Source organism: Labrys sp. HAY1-8F (assembly GCF_056754975.1).
In genome coordinates this window covers 5,149,667-5,168,837 of the sequence record NZ_JBPGWZ010000002.1, presented here as the reverse complement: position 1 = coordinate 5,168,837, position 19,171 = coordinate 5,149,667, and the positions used below count along the sequence as shown (strand labels likewise).

Here is a 19,171-nt window from a genome sequence, read left to right as displayed (position 1 = left end):
GTCTCCGTAGGTCGTTTGGAACCGATTGAAGGTTAATATTTCTAAATAATGAGCTTTATTTAACCTAAAGCTAGGAGATACTCCCCGAATTTTTAATTGCAACCACCGTTGAATGGCAATTATATACCGCCATCTCCACGGTATCTATAAAAATCAACCGGGTGTGTCTTTCTTGTTACAGACTCAACGTCCGAGAAACGTCACTATTCGGAAAATGTTGTTAGGACATGTAGCCATGAAAATTTCTGCCGCAGCTCTGGCAATCCTGCTTTCCTCAACGGCCGTCTACGCCGCTGATCTCGCTCCGCAGCCTGTCGAACCGATCGCTCCGGTCGCAGCCCCCTATTCCTGGACCGGCTTCTACGGCGGTGTTCAGGCAGGCTATACCTGGGGCAAGTCCGACTATTCGGACTATTGGATCGCCAGCGGCGAGTGGGACTACAAGGGCAAGTTGACTGCCAACGGTTTCACGGCCGGCGTCTATACTGGTTACAATTACCAGTTCCAGAACAATCTGGTGGTCGGTGTCGAAGGCGACATCAATTATGACTCCCTGAAGGGAAGCGCGAGGGCTCGAGGCAACCTCAACTTCTCGCATGGAGCCCCAGATCCGATCACGACCTATAAGCAGCGAGCAGAGCTGAAATGGGATGGTTCGGTTCGTCTGCGGGTCGGCTATGCCATCGATCGCTTCCTGCCCTACATCACTGGCGGCGTCGCATTCGGGAAATATGACTTCGCGCCCATCTGGAATGTCGACGGCCCGCTGCGTTATTCCAGCACCCGCGTGGGCTGGACCGTGGGTGCTGGCCTGGAATATGCCGTCACCGATAACCTGATCGCTCGCGTCGAGTATCGTTATGCCGATTACGGCAAAAAGGATTATTTCAACTACTCAACAACGGCAGCCGGAAATTACAATGATCGGATCAATCTGAAAACCCATACGATCCGCGCGGGTATTTCCTACAAGTTCTGATCGACCTCTACCCCACTCGCTATCTAGCGATAGCGAGGACCAGGAAGAATTGATACGCGCCGGCCACGCCGGCGCGTTTCTCTTTGCGCGCTGACGGTCTGGTTATGCCGCCTGTCCCTCGTCTCGATCGGCCTTCACATTATTCAGCGCAGGCATGCTGATCGACCGCAATCCACTTTCATTGCACGCAATTAATCTTCATATCCCAATCGGAATGAAGCAAATCGGGCGCGACCACAGTATGAAGGCACGTTTGGGGTGCTGTCGGAACTCGACACCCAGCTTCGCCAGCATGCCGCCCCCTCACCGCCGGGACTTCCATGAAACAGCTCTTCAAAGCCCTCATGATGCACAGCGCCATTGGCGCCTGGCTGGGGAAACTTCCCTTCGTGAAGGGACTTTACATCCGGCATGTCTGGGCGGGACGGATGGATCTGTTCTACGGCGTCTTCGGCAGCTACGCCGAAGCCGAGCGATTTTCCGCAAATATCGGCAAGGTCGGCTGGCATGACGACGCTCTCGCCGAATTGCTGGTTCGCGACGCCGAGGTCGCAGCACCGACCGTGTTTCAGATCTCGCAATTTGCCGTCATGCTGTGGCTGTCGAAACTCCTCCAGCCGGGCAGCAGCGTGCTCGATTTCGGTGGCGCCGGCGGCATCTTCTATGAACTGTGCGAGCGCTACGGCCTCCTGAAGCCGCCTCTGAGCTGGCACGTCGTTGATATGCCCGATATGGTTGAGCGTGGGCGGCAGCGACATGCAAGGCTGGGATCCACCATGATCAGCTTCGGGTCGGAGCTGGCAGAGGCGCCAGCCCCTGACATCATGCTCATGCTGGGCATGATCCAATATCTGCCGGACCCCTTCGGCGAGCAGGGCCCCGGCATTCTCGACACGATCCCGGCCTTGCCTGAGCACATTCTGATCAACAAGATTCCGATCTCAGATGCGCCCGACGCCTGGACGGCTCAGAACCATGTATCCTCCGTCATCCCGTGTCGGTTGTTCAATCGCGCCAAGTTCCTGGCCTATTTCGAGGCACGCGGCTATCGCCTGCAGGATCGCTGGCTGGTGCCCGAGCTCCAGGCCGAAATCCCGTTCCATCCCGAGCGCACACTGACCTATTTCGAAGGCTTTTATTTGCGGCGGCAGGGCTGAACTTCTCGCAATTGCCCAAGAACGGGCATCGTCGAGACATCCAGCAAATGTTTGAGGCTCGGTAGATTCCTCGTGGTCGTGTCCATGGCTCGATCGGGAGGAATCTGCCTGGGCCGAACTGCGATTCAACAAGATCCCTCACTGGGGCACTGCTGGCGGCAAGCCTCAACCTTTATGAGGCCATTCCCGCGTCCAGTCACCAAAAGTAGTAGACAGCACTCCGTCAAGTGGGCGCACGCAACCGACCAAATAAGGGCTATCTTACGTTCGGATATGGCATACCATGCAATTCGGAGTAGCCTCAGTATATCCGCACCTATCCACTAAGCCTGCTGCTTATTCACATTTTTCCCAGCTTGTAACCATCTGTCGTAACGAGCAGGATACTTTCAAAATTAGTGCATATCTTCTCTCTTCACGAACGGTCCTGGCCATGAGCTTTTCCGCCGACGAACTCATTACCATCGATGCAGACGGCTATCGCGACGCCTATGATCGCGTGCCCATGGCTTTCGAGCACAGTCTTCATCGCTTGCCGATGTTCCAGCCCGATGCGCTGGCGACCCTGGCTGAGCGCTACGCCGACAGTCCTCAGGATTATTTTATCGCGGGGTCAGCGCCGACGCCGGGCACGAAGTTCTACGATGTCGAGCAGAACAGGGCCAGGCCGCACGAGGTCCTGGCTCAGTTGAGCGATGCGCCCGCCCGCGTCCTGCTGAAACGCCTTGAGAACCATGATTCCGGCTTCCGCGACCTCCTGGACACACTCTTCCGCAAGATCACCGCACTGCGTGGCGGCCTAAGTGACGAGAGAATCGCCCGGCTCGAATCCGCCATCTTCATTTCCTCGGCCGCATCCACCACGCCCTTCCACTTCGATCCGGAAATTACGCACTTCTTCCAGATCGAGGGCCCCAAGCATTATCACGTCTTCCCGCCGAATGTGGTGGATGAGAGTGATCTCGAACGCTTCTATGTCAGGGGCACGGTGAACATCGGCCAGCTCGATCTCGAAGGCTGCGATCCCCAGCAGGAGCATGTCTTCGACCTGGAGCCGGGCCGCGGTTTCCATCAACCGCAGGATGCTCCCCATTGGGTGCGGACCGGCGGCGTACGCAGCATCTCCTATGCCTTCTCCTTCGAGACCGATGCCAGCCGCGGGCGCGGGCACGTCCGCGCAGCCAATCGTTATCTGCGCGCCATCGGCATGCAGCCACAGCGCCCAGGTCCCAATCCGGGCGCCGACCGGGCCAAGGCCGCGGTCATGCAGGTGGTGACGCCGACATTGCGAGGCGTGCGCAAGGTCGTCAGGCAGGTTTCAGGACACTGACGCGGATCGGGCGCAACCGACCCGCTGCCCTCACGACCCCTGCCGCTCCCTCGGCGTTACGTCGAGAGAGCGGGGCTTGCCGTTGCGCAGCACGTCGAAACGCGTCGCTTTGCCGATGCGCTCTTCGCCGAGCAGGCGGATGAGATCGTCCACCGCGGCGACGCGACGCCCGTCGAGCGCGACGATGATATCGCCCATTAACAGCCCTGCGCCGTCCGCAGGACCGCCGGCTTCGGCGCTGGCAATCATCACTCCTACGCCCTGCTCGATGCCCGCCGCCATCTGAACACGGCGTGAAATCGACGCCTGCTGGGCGGCGATACCGATGGAAGCCCTGCGCACGCGACCATGCCTGATGAGTTGCCCCATCACGAAGCTCGCGGTGTTGGACGCGACGGCAAAGCAGATCCCCTGCGCTCCCATGATCACCGCTGTGTTGATGCCGATGACTTCGCCGAGCGTGGACACCAGCGGCCCGCCGGAATTGCCCGGATTGAGGGCAGCATCCGTCTGGATGACGTCATCGATCAACCGCCCGCTCTTGGCGCGCAGCGAGCGCCCGAGCGCCGAGATCACGCCGGTCGTCACCGTGGCCTCGAAGCCGAGCGGATTGCCGATGGCGATCGCCACCTGCCCACGCCGCAGCAGGCTGGAATTGCCGAGCCGCGCCGAGGGCAGGCTGACCGGCTGCTCGATATGAACGAGAGCCAGATCCGTATCGGGATCATCGCCGATCAGTCGCGCGTCGAAATGGCGTCCGTCCTGGGTCTGCACCGAAACCCGGGAGGTGCCCTGCGCAACGTGGCTGTTGGTCAGTACGAGGCCGTCCGGCGAAAGAATGACGCCGGAGCCCGACCCCGCCGGCTTACCGCCCTTGCGGATGTCGAGTTTCACGACGGCGAGCCCGACTTTTTCGGCAACGTCGATGACGGCGTTCGAATAAGCGTCAAGCAAAAACCCGTCTTCGGGCGTCGAAAGAGATGAAGTCCGTTGAGGATGGGTGTCCTCATCCAGAATGGCGGACGGTGCGATATCGAGCAACATTGTATCGACCCAAGACAAAGAAAATGAATACTGAGCACCGATATGGGAATGCCACCGCCTTCGCGGAAGTCCCCTTCCCCTCGCCGCCGTCATGGCGGCAAAGCGGGTCCCCTCGCCTTTGCATAGCTACGCTTGATCGAAGCGATCAAAAATGATCATGAATGGCGTTCGCGCCAAACCGTTGCGCCCGACCTGAATTTCGTCTGTTGTGTCATGCTCAGTGCTTGTTTGTCCGAGTCATCATGAACATCCTGTCCATCCAGTCCTGGGTCACCTATGGCCATGTCGGCAATGCCTCGGCGGTTTTCCCGATGCAGCGCCTCGGCTGTGAGGTCTGGGCCATCCACACCGTGCAGTTTTCCAACCACACCGGTTATGGCGCCTGGAAAGGCCGGGTCTATGACGGCACCATGGTGGACGAACTGGTCGAGGGCCTGGCCGAGCGTGGAGTCCTGCCTCGCTGCGATGGCGTGATCTCCGGCTATATGGGCTCCTCCGACATCGGCAACGCCATTCTCGCCGCCGTCGGCAAGGTCCGCGCCGCCAACCCGGCCGCGACCTATTGCTGCGATCCGGTGATCGGCGATATCGGCCGCGGCGTTTTCGTACGCCCAGGGATTCCCGAGTTCATGCGCGACCAGGCGGTCCCGGCCGCCGACGTCATCACTCCCAACCGGTTCGAGCTCGAATATCTCGCCGGGCGGGAAGTCCGCACCCTGGCCGATGCCAAGGCCGCTGTCACCGCCTTGCAGGCCACCGGTCCCAAGGTCGTACTGGTGACCTCGCTCGATACCGACGACACGCCGGACGATGCCGTCGACCTCCTGGCGGCGGACAGCAACGGCTTTTACCGGGTTCGCACGCCTCGCCTCGGCCTCGACATCAACGGGGCGGGCGATGCGATCGCCGCACTGTTCAATCTGCACTGGAAGCGCTCGGGCTCGGCGGCACAGGCCCTGGACCTGGCCAGCGCCTCGATCTACGGCCTGCTCAAGCGCACTGCCGAGGCGGGTTCGCGAGAGATCCTCACCGTGGCGGCACAGGACGAATTCGTGACGCCAAGCCACCGCTTCGAGGTGGTCGCGGTATAGAGCAAAGGGCGTTTTCCCGCACTTTGCTCTAACTCATTGTTTTAAGGTGCTTTCTTAATCGAAAAGTCTATCGACTTTTCTGAAAAACGCTTTCGTTTCTACCGGAACGGTCCTTTTGTCCCTTTGCCTTGCGAGGAGCCCACCATGCCCCGTCGTTTCTACACGCTCGACGTCTTCACCGATCGCGCCCTTGCGGGCAATCCTCTTGCGGTGGTGCTCGATTGCGAAGGGTTGGATGCTGCGGCCATGCAGCAGATCGCCCGCGAATTCAACCTGTCGGAAACCGTCTTCGTCCTGCCACCGGATGATGGCCGCCACCGGGCTCGTATCCGCATCTTCACGCCGGGCCTCGAAATGCCCTTTGCCGGCCATCCCACCGTGGGCACGGCCGTGCTCTTGGCGCTGCTCGACCATGACCGCCGGCCGGGCGACTACCTCTTCGGCCTGGAAGAACAGATCGGTATCGTGCCCTGTGCGGTCTCCCTCAAGGACGGCAGCGCCTATGCCCGCTTCGACATACCGGCCCTGCCGACCGAGCGCGGGGCGCCGACGGCCACGAGCTTGATCGCCGAAGCGCTGGGCCTGAGCGAACAGCAGATCGGCTTCGAAAACCACCATCCCACCGTGTTCGGCACCGGCTTTCCCTACACCTTCGTTCCCGTGCGTTCGCTGGAAGCGATCGGGCGTATCCGGATCAATACGAGCCTGTGGACGGAGGCTTTTGGCCAGGAAGGCCTCGGCGCCGCCTATGCCTATACCCGCCAAACCGTTGAGGCCGGCTCCAGCTTCCATGCCCGCATGTTCTCTCCCGGCGACGGCATCCCCGAGGATCCGGCCACCGGTTCCGCGGTGGCCGGCCTTACCGGCGTGATTGCCCGCTTCGACGACCTCGCCGACGGTACCCGCCATTTCCGCATCGAGCAGGGCTTCGAAATGGGCCGCCCTTCCCTGATTGACCTGTCCATGATCATCAAGGGCACGCGTCTGGCCGGCGCCTCGATCGGCGGCTCCGCCGTGATCGTCAGCGAGGGAAACCTGCATGTCTGAGCCGGAGATCGTCGCGCTCGACGCCATCGATTGCCGCTTGGAACAACAGCCCTGGCAGTTCGCCGAGGAGAATGCCGAAGCGATAGAAGCGCATTGGCAAAAGGTGATCGAAGCGAAGCCGGCGAGCTTCAACGGCAAGATCCTGCTGCTGCACCGCTGGCAGATCGTGGAACGCCGGTTTCGCGGCGCCTATCTAATGACGGACTATGCCAGCTTCCTGGCCTGGCGGGATTTCGGCACGCCGGGCGACGCCCGATGGAACTGTTTCGCCATGGCCGCACTCGAGGCCGCCGATGGCGCCTTCCTGCTCGGCGAGATGGCCGAGCACACCTCCAACGCCGGTGCGATCTATTTCGCCGCCGGAACGCCCGATCCCTCCGACCTCAATGGAACTATCGTCAATCTCGCCGGCAGCGTGACCCGGGAACTGGAGGAGGAGACCGGCGTTTCGCCGGCTGGCGTCGATATCGCTTCCGGATGGACCGCGGTTTTTCACGGCCAGCGCATCGCCCTGATGAAATCGGTGCGATCGCCCCTGCAATCAGGGGAACTGAAGAACAGGATCGAGCACTTCCTCGCCCGGGAGGAGCGCCCGGAACTCTCCCGCATGCATGTTGTCGCCACGCGAGCGGACATTCGGGCCGACCGCATGCCTGCTTTTCAATGCGCCTATCTGGCGCATCGGCTCAAAGTGTGATGCACGGTCCCGCCGTCAGCGGACGGGATAGCCGTGACGGCGCTGTGTCGAGGAGATCAGCGACTGGGCCTTGGCGTCGTCGCCGGCCTTGCAGGCCTGTCCCGCCTCAGCCAGGTCCCGGCTCATGACATCATGTACCTTCTTGTCGACGAAGCCGGTCTTCGCGTCTCCGTCGATGACGCGCTGAACGAAGGTGATCCGTTCGGAGCAGGAAGCGGCCAAGGCCGCCGAAGGCAGGATCGAGGGAGTCAGGGCCGAGAACACAGCGGCGCAGATCAACAGACGCATCGGGGTCTTCCAATGATTGACGCCTTGTGATCGCAGGCAAGGGCGTCACTCTCAAGCCCTTCGGCCTTCCTCTCCACTGCAAACGCGCCATGATGGCCGCCCCTTCCCGGCATTTCCCCTTGCCGGCTCCATCATGGCACTGTACAAGCCCTTGCACCTGATGGCCGTGGGCCGTCTCAGGAAAGGGAATGAACCGTGGCGATATCGCCCGCCAAATTCGAAACGCTCGCGCATCCGGCGCCGGCGCTGGCGTTCGCCCTCCTTTCCAGCCTCCTCCTTAGCCGCCCCTGAGGGCCGGCCGGGCTTCAGCCTGGGCGCTCAGGGGACATGAATGCGGTCGACTGGGCCTGTTGTCAGGCCCTACTTCGCCACCCCTTCCTTTGGCTAAAGAGTTTTTATCATGACATATGCAGGCAAGGTCTCTCAGTTCTCCGCTCCCAAGGTCGATATATCAGCCAAATACAAGCCTTGGCCGCCGATCGACCTGCCGGATCGCCAATGGCCGTCCCGCACCATCAGCCAGGCGCCGACCTGGTGCGCCGTCGATTTGCGCGACGGCAACCAGGCCCTGATCGAACCGATGGGCCACGAGCGCAAATTGCGCATGTGGGACACGCTCGTCGGCATGGGCTTCAAGGAGATCGAGGTCGGCTTCCCCTCCGCTTCGCAGACGGATTTCGATTTCGTCCGCTTCCTGATCGAGACGGGACGTATTCCCGATGGCGTCGCCATCCAAGTGCTGACGCAGGCACGCGAGGAGCTGATCCGCCGCACCTTCGAGAGCCTGAAGGGCGTCAAAAGCGCCATCGTGCATCTCTACAACTCGACCTCCGAGCTGCAGCGCCGCGTCGTCTTCCGCCAGGACCGCGCCGGCATCCGCGACATCGCCGTCAACGGCGCCAAGCTGATCATGCAGCTCACCAAGGAGCTGGGCATGGAGGCGAATATCCGCCACCAATATTCGCCCGAGAGCTTCATGGGCACCGAACTCGATTTCTCCAAGGAGATCTGCGAGGCGGTGATGGACGTCTATCAGCCCACCCCCGACAACAAGCTGATCCTGAACCTGCCGCTCACCGTCGAGATGTCAACGCCCAACATCTATGCCGACCAGATCGAATGGATGTCGCGCAACATCAAGAACCGCGACAGCGTCATCATTTCCCTGCATCCGCACAATGATCGCGGCACCGGTGTCGCGGCGGCCGAGCTCGGCCTGATGGCCGGCGCCGACCGTGTCGAGGGCACGCTGTTCGGCAATGGCGAACGCACCGGCAATGTCGATCTCGTCATCATGGCCGGCAACCTGATCATGTCGGGCGTCGACCCCCAGATTGATCTCTCCGATGTCAATGGCCTGGTGCGCGTGGCCGAGCACTGCAACCAGCTGCCGATCCACCCGCGCCATCCCTATGCCGGCGAACTGGTGTTCACCGCCTTCTCGGGCTCGCATCAGGACGCCATCAACAAGGGCTTCAAGGCGCTGGAAACGGCGACCTCACCCGTCTGGGAAGTGCCTTATCTGCCGATCGACCCCAAGGATCTCGGGCGTTCCTATGAAGCGGTAATCCGAATCAACTCCCAGTCCGGCAAGGGCGGCATCGCCTATATTCTGGAAAAGGAACACGGCATCGAACTGCCGCGCCTCCTGCAGGTCGAATTCTCCAAGGCGGTGCAGGGCATCGCCGATGGCGAAGGCGTTGAACTCGGCGCCGACAGGCTGTGGAATGCCTTCACCCGCGAATATCTCGACAATGGCCGCTACACCTTCATTTCCCATCAGATCGTCAGCGATGGTGAGGGAGAAGAGCGGACCATCACCGCGCGCATTCGCGACGAGGGGGTGGACAAGACCATAACCGGCATCGGCAACGGCCCCATCGACGCCTTCGTGACCGCTATGCGCGCCGAGAGCGGTCTCGACTTCGACGTCGCCAATTATCGCGAGCATGCCATGGGATCGGGCGCCAATGCGGCGGCGGTATCCTATGTCGAGCTGCGCATCGCCGACGGTTCTACCCTGTTCGGTGTCGGCATCGACAAGGACACCACCAAGTCGGCCCTCAAGGCCGTAATCTCCGGCGTGAACCGTATCCTCAAGCGCTGATCGGAACGCTTTGCTTCAGCGACCGGAACCGGCCCCTCAGGGCCGGTTTCTGTTTGGAAATGCGGCAAGGGCCAAACCAAGCTCCCGGTAGCGCCTTCACCGGTGGCTGCTGCGATAGAGCTTCCATTCCTCCACCCGCCTGCCGTCCGGCAGCTGGCAATCGGCGCTCTCCCCCGCGTCGGTCCGCACGGGAATGGACTTCCCGCCCTGCTGCGCACAGTACACCGATGCGGGATTTGCCATACCGACGGCGTGCGGTGACAAAATTGGATCCGGCCCTCGCCGCGCTATGCAGACGGTCAGAGTCAGGCAAATGAAGACCACCGGATAGATCTTCTTATGCATCTCGCCTCCGGCGCTTCTGGGTGGATTGATAAGACCTTATCTGGCACCTTTATCCCGCCGCTGCACTTTCGTCGCGCAGACGCTGGGCATAGACATTGATGATCAGGGCGATCAACAAAATGACGCCACGGATCAGGATCTTGAGAAAGCTGTCGATCTCGACATGATCGAGGCCATTGTTGAGCACGCCGAGCACGCACAGCCCAACAATGGTGTTGCCGATGCCGCCGCGCCCGCCGAAGAGGCTGGTGCCACCGACCACCACGGCCGCGATGGCGTCGAGCAGATAACCGGTGAATTCGTTCTGCTGCGCGCTGCCGAAATGCGCGACGCCGACCATGCCTGCCACGCCCGAGCATACCGCCGAGATCACCATTACGGCGGCCAGGATCGTCCTGACATTAATGCCGGAGAACTCCGCCGCCTCGCGGTTGCCACCGACCATATAGATGTAGCGCCCGAAGCGCGTATAGGTCAGCACGATGTGGCCGACACCGAGGAAGATCCCCAGCACGATCACGATCCACGGCAGCCCGCCGATATTGCCGGAGCCCAAGGTCGAGACCAGATCCGGCACGGCATAGGCGATCTGGCCGCGCAGCAGCAAGGCACAGATGCCGTCGGCGATCTGCATCATCGCCAGCGTCATGATGAAGGAGGGAATGCCGATCCGCGTCAGGCCGAAGGCATTGACCAGCCCCAATGCCGCGCATGCGATAAGAGCAAAGACGATGGCCACGCCGCCGGGCATGATGAAATTGGCATTGGCGATGTTCACATAGGATTCCTGCGCCGTGAAGAACGCTACCGCCACACCGGTGACATTGGCGATCGAGGCCACCGACAGATCGATCTCACCGCACAGGATCACGAAGGTCAACCCGACGGCGATGATGCCGGTCACCGAGATCTGCACCAGGATGTTGGCCAGATTGTCCAGCGTCACGAAGGACGGACTCGCCACCGCAAAGAAGATCACCAGCGCCAGCAAGGTGGCGAAGGGCGCGATGTTGCGCATCTGGTTGCGCAAGATCGCCCCCAAGCCGTGGCGGCCGAACGTCGCCTGGCTGCCATCCTGAACCGGTGTGCTCATTCCTCAAAACTCCCAAGCTGAAGACAGGCGGGTTTGCCGCCTCAGGCCGCTTCCAGCAATTTGTCCTTCGAGATCGTCTCGGCGGCAAACTCGCGCACGATCCGCCCCTTCTTCATCACCACGACCCGGTCGGCCAGCGACAACACCGTCTCGGGCTCGGCCGAGACCACGATCACCGCCAGTCCCTTGTCGCGCAGGTCGCGCACGATCTTCACCACATCGTCCTTGGCGCCGACATCCATGCCGCGCGTCGGCTCCGAGAGGATCAGCACCTTTGGCATGTGGGTCAGCCATTTGGCCAACGCGACCTTTTGCTGATTGCCACCCGACAGCGAGCCGAGCAAGGCATTCACCCGCGGTGGCCGGATATGGAGAGCCTCGATATGTCCCTGCGCGGTCTTGCGCTCCACGCCAGGCTTCAGCCACAGGCGCGAGATCCTCTCGAGAATGCTGATCGAGATGTTGCGATAGAGCGGTTGATGATGGAATAGCATCGAGCGCCGGCTCTCCGGCACGAAGGCAATGCCCGCCGCGCGCGCCTGCGCCGTGTTGCGCAGGGTCCGCGTCTTGCCTTCCAATTCGATATGCCCATGCGCCGGCTTGAGCTTGCCGAACAAGGTGCGGGCGAATTCGAGCTGGCCGCAGCCCATGAAGCCGTAAACGCCGAGCACCTCGCCGGCGCGCACGTCCAGCGACACATCGGCAAAGGCGCGACCATAGGAGAGGCCCTGCGTCGCCAGAACCGGGGAGCCTTCGGGCCTGGCCGGCAGCGAGATCAGACCCGAATAGCTCTCTTCAAGCCCTTCATGGCCGCGGCCGATCATGTGTTCGATCACCCAGTTCTTGTCGATGCCTTGCGTCGAATGGGAGATCACGTGACGGCCGTTGCGGAAGATCGTCACCGCATCGGAAATGCTGAGAATGTCATCGAGAAAATGCGAGATGAAGACGATGCTGCGACCATCGGCCCGCACCTTGCGCAACACCTCGAACAGGCGCTGCACCTCCGGCGGCGACAGCGCCGATGTCGGCTCGTCGAGGATGATGATGCGAGCGCCTGAAAACAGCACGCGCGCCAGCTCGATCAATTGCTGCAGGCCGATCGGCAAGGCACCGATACGCATGCGCGGATCGACCTCGATGCCAAGATTTTTGAGCTGCTCGCGCGCGCCCTTCACCATGGCGGGCCAATCGACCAGGCCGAAGGCGTTGAGCGGCTGCTTGCCGAGATAGACGTTCTCGGCGACGGTGAGATCGGAAACGATACTGAGTTCCTGATGCACCATGCTGATGCCGGCAGCGAGAGAGTCATGCGCCGAACGGAAATGCACTTGCCTGCCGTCGATCTCCAGGCTGCCCTGATACTCGGTATGCACTCCGGCGATGATCTTCATCATCGTCGACTTGCCGGCGCCGTTCTCGCCGACCAGCCCGTGGATCTCGCCGGCCTGCAGCGTGAAATCCACGCCCTTGAGAGCAGCCACGCCGCCGAACGACTTGGAAATATCCGTCATCTTCAGGCGCGGGGGAGCACCGGTCGCCGCTTGCTTCTCGTCTAGCGCCATCATGCCTCTCGGAACGCGGTGGTGTGCCTGGTTTCGGGATGGAATCGAAAGGTCGCGGCCAATTGGGAGAAACGCCACTTTTGTCATGCCCAGGCTCGTCCCGGGCATCCAGATACCGCAACCCGATGGGTCCGTGGCCCTGGATCACCGGGACGAGCCCGGTGATGACAAAAAGTGGAGGTTCCCACCATTCTTCCGGCTTGGTCGTTCAAACCGGCACACCGACCTCAGATCAGATAGTGCTTTTCCATCCAGAGCATGCCGGCGGCGTTGTCCTTGGTGACGACCGGCCCGTCCGTGACGATGTGCTTGGGAATGCCGCCATCGCTCGACTTCTCACCGCCGACCACCGCCGCAACGCCGGCCACGATCGCCCCGCCATGGATGCGGCTGGACGGATTGCGCACGGTGGCGTGCATACGCCCATCTTCCACCGCCGTAACGCCGGGCGGCATGGCGTCGACACCACCGATGACGATGTTGGTACGGTTGCGCGCCTTCATGATGTTGTAGGCCGCAAGCGCCATATCGTCATTGTGGAAGAAGGCCGCGTCGATCTGCGGATATTTGGTAAGATAGGTTTCCCACAACCTCACCGCCTTGGTGACATCCCAGTCCGCGGGCTGGGTGTCCAGCACCTCGATGTTGGGAAACTGTTTGATGACGCTTTCGAAACCTTTGGCGCGGCCCTGCGCGCCGCTATGGCCGAGAGCGCCTTGGGTCATGATGATCTTGCCCTTGCCGCCGATGGCGTTGCACAGGGCCTGCGTGACCGACGCCCCCATGAATTCGTTGTTAGGGGCCAGGAAACTATGCACGTTGATCTTGTCTGGCGGGGCGATCAGCGTATCCATCTGGATGATCGGAATGCCGGCATCGATCATCTTCTGCACCGGCTGGGTCAGCGTGCCGATGCCGAAAGCCTGGATGGCGACGAAGTCCCATTTCTGCGAAGCCATGTTGTCGATGGCGGCGCGCTGCTTGACCGCGTCGAGCTGGCCGTCGAACCAGGTCACCTCGACATTGAAGAGCTTGCCCCAATATTCGGCCGCTTCCTTGCCCTGCGCGCACCAGGTCGCCTGCAGGCCGGCATTGGAGAAGGCAGCCTTGAGCGGTTTTTCGGAGCGGCCGGCCACCTTCGCAGCCTCGGCGGCGAAAGCTGGGTCAAGGCCGAATCCCCCGAACAGGGCCGCGGCAGCGCCAGCGGAGAACGAGGCAGAACGAATAAAATCGCGCCGCGTATGCGGCGTCCTATCCTTGGGCATTCATTTCCTCCCTGGAGCAAACGCGTTTGGAACGCTTGTTTGCTCTTACCCTTTGTTTCCACGCGTCTTTGCGTTTGCGGGCAACGCCGCCAAATCGCAAAAGCTCTGGCATTTTGCTTTCGGTGCGCGACACCGACGCGGCTCTTTGCAAGCCTGGCGCAGGCGGTTGAATCCGCTGCGCTGACACCATCTTATGTTTGTTCCGACAATTGACAACCGCTATTCTTTTGAGCGGATAGTTTCTTCATCCAGTTGGCCCTGTGGACCAGTACGGCACCCCGGTGGCGAGGCCTGCCTCGTCACGGTAGGGTCGCGGGCATGGTCAGTCTTTCCATAGCCATCGTCGGGGCGGGCGTTGCCGGTCTGGCAGCAGCGTCCTGCCTCGCCGATGCGGGCCACCGCGTGGTGGTGTTCGAGCGTTTCGACCAGGCCAAGCCGGTTGGCGCAGGGCTTTTGCTGCAACCGACGGGCCTGGCGGTGCTGGAACGCCTCGGTCTGCGCGAGGGAGCCGCCATCCTGGGCAGCCGGATCGAACGCCTCTACGGGCGCTGCGGCCCGACAGGCCCGTTGATCTTCGACCGGCGCTATGACGAGCTCCTGCCCGGGCTGCATGGCATCGGCATTCATAGGGCGAGCTTGTTCCATCTGCTGATGAGCGCGGCTGAAGCGCGGGGCATAGCACTGGAGCAGGCGGCAGATATCACCGAGATCAGCGATATCGACAACCGTCCCATGATCGAGGACGGGGCCGGGCGGCGCCACGGCCCATTCGATCTGGTGGTAGACGCCAGCGGCGCGCGCTCACGGCTCAGGGACAAGCTCGGACTGTCGCAACGCCGGCCCTACCGGCATGGTGCGGTCTGGGGCGTGGCTGAGGATACCGGCTTTGCCCGCGATGCGCTGCAGCAGCGCTACAGAACGGCGCGCTTCATGATCGGCGTGCTGCCGGTCGGACGGCTACCCCACGACCCGACGCCGCTAAGTGCCTTCTTCTGGAGCATGCCGGTCGAGGAGCTGGATCGCTGGCCCCAGGCCGATCTCGCCGCCTGGCGGGCGGAGGTCGCGGCGATCTGGGGGAAACGGAGCCGCTAACGCAGCAGTTCACCCGACATGAGCAGTTGACACCGGCTCGCTATGCCCAATTGACCGTCGCCAACCCGATAAGCGGCCGCCTCGTGATGATCGGCGATGCCTGGCATCAGACCAGCCCGCAACTCGGCCAGGGCGCCAATATGGCGCTGCTGGACGCGGCTGCCCTCGCCGATGCGCTCACCCTCCATGCCGACATCGACAAGGCCCTGCCTGCCTTCGTCCGCATGCGTCGCGACCATATCCGCTTCTATCAGATGGCGAGCACCGTGTTGACGCAGTTCTTCCAGTCGCATTCGCGCCTGACCGGACCGATACGGAACCTGGCCTTCGGCCCCATGAGTCGATTGCCCTGGCTGCGCACCGAAATGGTCAAGACCCTCGCCGGCCTCAAGACAGGGCCTTTCTCCTGGAGCCGCCCCGAAGACCTCGCTGGCCAAGCGGCCACCGGACAGCCACCCATCGCCTTCCAGCGGCAAGAAGCCTGATCGCGGCAACCTTCCAGACCATTTAGCGGTACAGATCCTCACGCGTCGGCGGCAGGCCCGAGGGGCCCTTGGCCTTGCGCGAGGCGAGCGTCTGGAAGATGCCGACGGCGGAGCGCTCGAAAGCCAGTGAGCAGCCAGCGAGATAAAGCAGCCAGATCCTCGTCTTGGCCTCGCCCACCTCGGCGGCGGCCTGGTCGCGCCTGGCATAGAGATTCTCGGCCCAGGCCTTGGTGGTGCGCGCATAATGCTCACGCCAGGCCTCGACGTCATGCACCTCGAAGCCATTGCCTTCCAGGCCGTTGGCCGACATGCCGACGGTATCGAGTTCGCCGCCAGGGAAGATGTAGCGCGTCAGCGCCGCGAATTCGGGCCGCTTCTTGCGGAACTTCTTCATGTCGCGCTTGGCCGGCCGGGCGATGGCGTGATGCAGATAAAGCCCGCGCGGCCGCAGCAGGCTGTGGATCTTCTTGAAATAGGCCTCGTGATTGTCGAGGCCGACATGTTCGAACATGCCGATGGAGGCAACCTTGTCAAAAGTACCCGTCAGGTCGCGATAGTCCTTGAGCTCGACGGTGACCCGATCCTTGAGGCCGAGCCGGGCAATACGTTCCTGCGCGAAATCGAACTGCTCTTGCGCCAGCGTGACGCCATGGGCAGTGACGCCGTAATGCTGGGCGGCATGGCAGATCAGCCCCGCCCAGCCCGAACCGATGTCGAGGAAGCGTTCGCCAGGCTGCAGGCGCAGCTTGCGGCAGATCATGTCGAACTTGGCCGTCTGCGCTTCGTCGAGCGTGGTTTCCGGCTTCGGCCAATAGGCGCAGGTATAGGCCATGGTCGGACCCAGGAAGAGGCCGTAGAAATCGTTCGACAGGTCGTAATGAAACTGCACGAGCGGCTTGTCGTCCCTGCCCTTCTCGACCTTGCCCTCGATCTTGCCCTCGAAATCGTGCTTCTCCGCGGTGCCCTGCTTGGGCAGCGAACGTGTCACGAAGGGCCACAAGCCGCGGACGAGTTGCAGCTTGCTCAGGCGCTTGAACAGGCCCTTGGTGTTCATGCTGCCGCGCCGCTCGGCCACGTCGAGGAGCGTGCCGCCTTCGATTCGCAGGCTGCCATCGGCCAGAAGCTGGATGAGTTGGTCGAAAAGGGCATGAGGCCGACGCACCAGACGCGTTATCGCATCGGCGTCCGAGATCTTCAGGCGCAGATCCGTGCGGGCGCTAGGCCCGAGTGGAATGACCTCGCCATTCCACAACTCAACGGCGAGATCAGCCTGCAACTGGTCGGCCAGATGCGAAATCAGCCGCCTGGCGGCATTGATATATTTGTCCACGGAGCCTCCGCACGCTTGCGGGGCGTTATACCGCGATCCGTGGACGATGCCAGAGCAAAGCGCGTTTTCACGAAAACCCCTTTACTCTAACTCCTTGTTTCGACGCGTCTTTGCGATTCATGCCTAATACGTCGGATCGCAAAACGCTTTGGTGTCTCAGTGGATACGAAACTCCTGCCCGATCGCCCGCAATTCGGCTGGCTTGATAAGGCCGCTATGCGAGACGGTGATCGAATGCAGAGGCCCTTCCAGCTTGTCGCGCCAGAAAGCCAGGAATTTATGCAATTCCGGAAAGGCCGGAGCAAGATCATATTCCTGCCAGACATAGGCCTGCAGCAGGGCCGGATGGTCTGGCAGGCGATAGAGAATATTGGCCGTGGTGAGGCCGTACCCTTCCAACTGACGACGAAACGCAACAGACACCATTTCTGTCACCTCCATGGTGATCGGAGACAGCATGATTGCACCGCAACCTTAACGAAATGGCAATATCAAATTGGAATTAATCCATAAGAATCAATATCTTATCACTCATCAAGAAAGAGTGCTGCCAAACTTGCCAATCGAGGAACAGAGGGCGGTCTCGCCCGCCCCGCCTTCAATCGATCGTCTGTCCTGTACGGTCACGCATGGTGGCAAGGGTCAGAATGCTGACGAGGGCCGCCGCCGCCACATAGAAGGACGGCGCGATCTTCAGGCCTGTCTTTTCGATCAATAGCGTCACGATCAGCGCAGCAAAGCCCCCGAACAGGGCAACAGCGAAATTATAGGCAAGCGACAGGCCGGTCGAGCGTAGGGCCGCCGGGAACTGTTCGGCCAGCAGCGCCGGCGCAGGGCCGGTGAAAGCGGCGAGCAGGAGGCCGAGCACGACCTGCACGGTGACGAGCACCGGCAAGGTCGGATTGGCATTGAGCCAGGCGAACAATGGTATCACCAGGATGCCGATGCCGATGGCGGCGACGAGCAGCAGGGTCTTGCGGCCGATCAGATCCGACAGCCTGCCGGCTATCGGACAGCCGAACATCAGCACGATGCCGCCCAGCGTGGTGGAGATGAAGGCGTCCTTGGCCGGGATGCCCAGGAATTTCTCGACATAGAGCGGCATGTAGAACAGCAGCACATAGGTGCAGACGGTCCACAGAATGGTGACACCGAAGCCGGAGAGAACACCGCGGCCGTGGACGCTCAGCGTCTCGCGCAAGGGACTCTCGCTCTTGCGCGTCGTCTCGGCTGCAAAAACCGGGGTCTCGTCGAGGCGAGCCCGGATATAGAGTCCGACCGGACCGATGAGCAAGCCGAACCAGAACGGCACCCGCCAGCCCCAGCTCTCCACCGCCTCCTGCGGCAGGAACTGGGTGATGGCGACGCCGCACAGCCCGCCCAGCACCACCGCGAGAGCCTGGCTGGTCTGCTGCCAGCTCGCCGCCAGGCCGCGCTGCTCGGGCCTGGCGTATTCGACCAGATAGGAGGTGGCGCTGCCGACCTCGCCGCCAGCGGAAAACCCCTGGATCAAGCGGGCCAGCATCAGGACGGCCGCGCCGAACACGCCGGCCTGGGCATAGGTCGGCGCAAAGCCGAGCAAGGCCGTGCCGAGTGCCATGGTCAGGATGGTGATGGTGAGCGCCGCCTTGCGGCCATGGCGATCGGCGTAGACCCCGAGCACGATGGCGCCAACCGGGCGCATGCAAAAACCGACCCCATAGACCGTCACGGTCAGGAGGATGGCGGTCAGCGGGTCTTCCTTGGGAAAAAACTGCCGCGAGATCAGGGCGGCGAAGAAACCGTAGACGGTGAAATCGAACCATTCCAGGCCATTGCCGATGGTCGCCGCGACAATGGCGTGCCGTCGCTTGCGATCAGAAACGAGAATTCCGGCGGATGCTTCGACCGTCATACCAAATTTCTCCGTTTAAGCGGTTTGGTATGACATTTGACAGTGTGATGACAACGCTGTCCAGACCGTCTCCCGATTCAAGTGAACCGGGAGACGACATTATTAAACTTCATAAATCGGAAAAGAATACTTCCGAAATCCTTAATTGCGGGCCTTGTCGGCCAACTTGTCCTCGCTGATCCAGGGCATCATGCCGCGTAGCTTCTCGCCGACCACCTCGATCTGGTGGGGATCGTTCAGGCGATGGACGCCCTTGAAGCGCGAGGCGCCGGAGCAATATTCCTGCACCCAGCCCCTATCTTGGATTAGCCGAGCAGAACGCCATGCTGCAAGCTCTCGCCGCCAGCGCCAAGTCCTCGGAT

General features: G+C 61.6%; 18 protein-coding genes and 1 pseudogene. 9 read left to right on the top strand and 10 right to left on the bottom strand.

Annotated elements, in window-relative coordinates:
- Nucleotides 1-235 precede the first annotated feature (235 nt).
- From ACR9ZN_RS32985 to ACR9ZN_RS32975, 3 genes are all read left to right on the top strand, one after another.
- Nucleotides 236-979 (top strand): outer membrane protein, encoded by a 744-nt coding sequence (locus ACR9ZN_RS32985; RefSeq protein WP_434955810.1) that lies wholly within the window; start codon nt 236-238, stop codon nt 977-979.
- Between the two features lie 320 nt (nt 980-1,299).
- Nucleotides 1,300-2,136 carry a methyltransferase, TIGR04325 family gene (locus tag ACR9ZN_RS32980; protein WP_481274203.1) on the top strand — a complete coding sequence of 279 codons (837 nt, stop codon included), beginning with the start codon at nt 1,300-1,302 and terminating at the stop codon, nt 2,134-2,136.
- A 433-nt stretch (nt 2,137-2,569) separates the two neighbouring features.
- Entirely contained in the window at nt 2,570-3,466 is an 897-nt protein-coding gene (locus ACR9ZN_RS32975; RefSeq protein WP_434955808.1) for a hypothetical protein, read from the top strand.
- A gap of 30 nt (nt 3,467-3,496) precedes the next feature.
- Here ACR9ZN_RS32975 and ACR9ZN_RS32970 read toward each other — a convergent pair whose 3' ends face one another.
- Entirely contained in the window at nt 3,497-4,507 is a 1,011-nt protein-coding gene (locus ACR9ZN_RS32970) for a S1C family serine protease (RefSeq protein WP_441773905.1), read from the bottom strand.
- 245 nt (nt 4,508-4,752) lie between these two features.
- Between ACR9ZN_RS32970 and pdxY the strand changes: the two genes are divergently transcribed.
- The 3 genes from pdxY (at nt 4,753) to ACR9ZN_RS32955 (ending at nt 7,345) form a co-directional block, all read left to right on the top strand.
- Nucleotides 4,753-5,601 carry a pyridoxal kinase PdxY gene (pdxY, locus tag ACR9ZN_RS32965; protein WP_454813432.1) on the top strand — a complete coding sequence of 283 codons (849 nt, stop codon included), beginning with the start codon at nt 4,753-4,755 and terminating at the stop codon, nt 5,599-5,601.
- Between the two features lie 144 nt (nt 5,602-5,745).
- Nucleotides 5,746-6,648: a PhzF family phenazine biosynthesis protein gene (locus ACR9ZN_RS32960; RefSeq protein ID WP_441773821.1), complete on the top strand. Its 903-nt coding sequence runs from the start codon at nt 5,746-5,748 to the stop codon at nt 6,646-6,648.
- Complete coding sequence (locus ACR9ZN_RS32955) at nt 6,641-7,345, top strand: NUDIX hydrolase (RefSeq protein WP_481274202.1); 705 nt, start codon at nt 6,641-6,643, stop codon at nt 7,343-7,345. Before ACR9ZN_RS32960 ends, ACR9ZN_RS32955 begins: the two co-directional genes overlap by 8 nt.
- A gap of 15 nt (nt 7,346-7,360) precedes the next feature.
- Here ACR9ZN_RS32955 and ACR9ZN_RS32950 read toward each other — a convergent pair whose 3' ends face one another.
- Nucleotides 7,361-7,633, bottom strand: a complete 273-nt coding sequence (locus tag ACR9ZN_RS32950) for a hypothetical protein (protein ID WP_454813430.1) — start codon at nt 7,631-7,633, stop codon at nt 7,361-7,363.
- 400 nt (nt 7,634-8,033) lie between these two features.
- On the opposite strand from ACR9ZN_RS32950, the gene leuA reads away from it, so the two are divergent.
- Nucleotides 8,034-9,740: a 2-isopropylmalate synthase gene (gene leuA / locus ACR9ZN_RS32945; RefSeq protein ID WP_454813429.1), complete on the top strand. Its 1,707-nt coding sequence runs from the start codon at nt 8,034-8,036 to the stop codon at nt 9,738-9,740.
- Between the two features lie 96 nt (nt 9,741-9,836).
- On the opposite strand, the gene ACR9ZN_RS32940 is transcribed toward leuA, so the two are convergent.
- The 4 genes from ACR9ZN_RS32940 to ACR9ZN_RS32925 form a co-directional block, all read right to left on the bottom strand.
- Nucleotides 9,837-10,085, bottom strand: a complete 249-nt coding sequence (locus ACR9ZN_RS32940; RefSeq protein WP_441773819.1) for a putative hemolysin — start codon at nt 10,083-10,085, stop codon at nt 9,837-9,839.
- 49 nt (nt 10,086-10,134) lie between these two features.
- Nucleotides 10,135-11,178 carry an ABC transporter permease gene (locus ACR9ZN_RS32935; RefSeq protein ID WP_454813428.1) on the bottom strand — a complete coding sequence of 348 codons (1,044 nt, stop codon included), beginning with the start codon at nt 11,176-11,178 and terminating at the stop codon, nt 10,135-10,137.
- A gap of 41 nt (nt 11,179-11,219) precedes the next feature.
- Nucleotides 11,220-12,746, bottom strand: a complete 1,527-nt coding sequence (locus ACR9ZN_RS32930) for a sugar ABC transporter ATP-binding protein (RefSeq protein ID WP_454813427.1) — start codon at nt 12,744-12,746, stop codon at nt 11,220-11,222.
- Nucleotides 12,747-12,970: 224 nt separating this feature from the next.
- Nucleotides 12,971-14,008, bottom strand: coding sequence for a sugar ABC transporter substrate-binding protein (locus ACR9ZN_RS32925; protein ID WP_481274201.1), 1,038 nt, complete (start codon nt 14,006-14,008; stop codon nt 12,971-12,973).
- Nucleotides 14,009-14,326: 318 nt separating this feature from the next.
- Here ACR9ZN_RS32925 and ACR9ZN_RS32920 point away from each other — a divergent pair, with 318 nt between their 5' ends.
- Nucleotides 14,327-15,100 carry an FAD-dependent oxidoreductase gene (locus tag ACR9ZN_RS32920; protein ID WP_481274200.1) on the top strand — a complete coding sequence of 258 codons (774 nt, stop codon included), beginning with the start codon at nt 14,327-14,329 and terminating at the stop codon, nt 15,098-15,100.
- Between the two features lie 26 nt (nt 15,101-15,126).
- Nucleotides 15,127-15,585, top strand: a complete 459-nt coding sequence (locus tag ACR9ZN_RS32915; protein ID WP_481274199.1) for an FAD-dependent oxidoreductase — start codon at nt 15,127-15,129, stop codon at nt 15,583-15,585.
- Nucleotides 15,586-15,607: 22 nt separating this feature from the next.
- On the opposite strand, the gene ACR9ZN_RS32910 is transcribed toward ACR9ZN_RS32915, so the two are convergent.
- The 4 genes and pseudogenes from ACR9ZN_RS32910 to ACR9ZN_RS32895 all read right to left on the bottom strand — a co-directional run.
- Nucleotides 15,608-16,915, bottom strand: a complete 1,308-nt coding sequence (locus ACR9ZN_RS32910; protein ID WP_434955797.1) for a class I SAM-dependent methyltransferase — start codon at nt 16,913-16,915, stop codon at nt 15,608-15,610.
- Between the two features lie 156 nt (nt 16,916-17,071).
- The gene (locus tag ACR9ZN_RS32905) at nt 17,072-17,341 is read right to left on the bottom strand and encodes an usg protein (protein ID WP_434955796.1); all 270 of its coding nucleotides are present in this window, start codon (nt 17,339-17,341) and stop codon (nt 17,072-17,074) included.
- 172 nt (nt 17,342-17,513) lie between these two features.
- Nucleotides 17,514-18,809, bottom strand: a complete 1,296-nt coding sequence (locus tag ACR9ZN_RS32900; RefSeq protein WP_454813424.1) for an MFS transporter — start codon at nt 18,807-18,809, stop codon at nt 17,514-17,516.
- A gap of 141 nt (nt 18,810-18,950) precedes the next feature.
- Nucleotides 18,951-19,100 (bottom strand): annotated as a pseudogene (locus tag ACR9ZN_RS32895) (ketol-acid reductoisomerase); the annotation flags it as partial.
- Between the last annotated feature and the right edge of the window lie 71 nt (nt 19,101-19,171).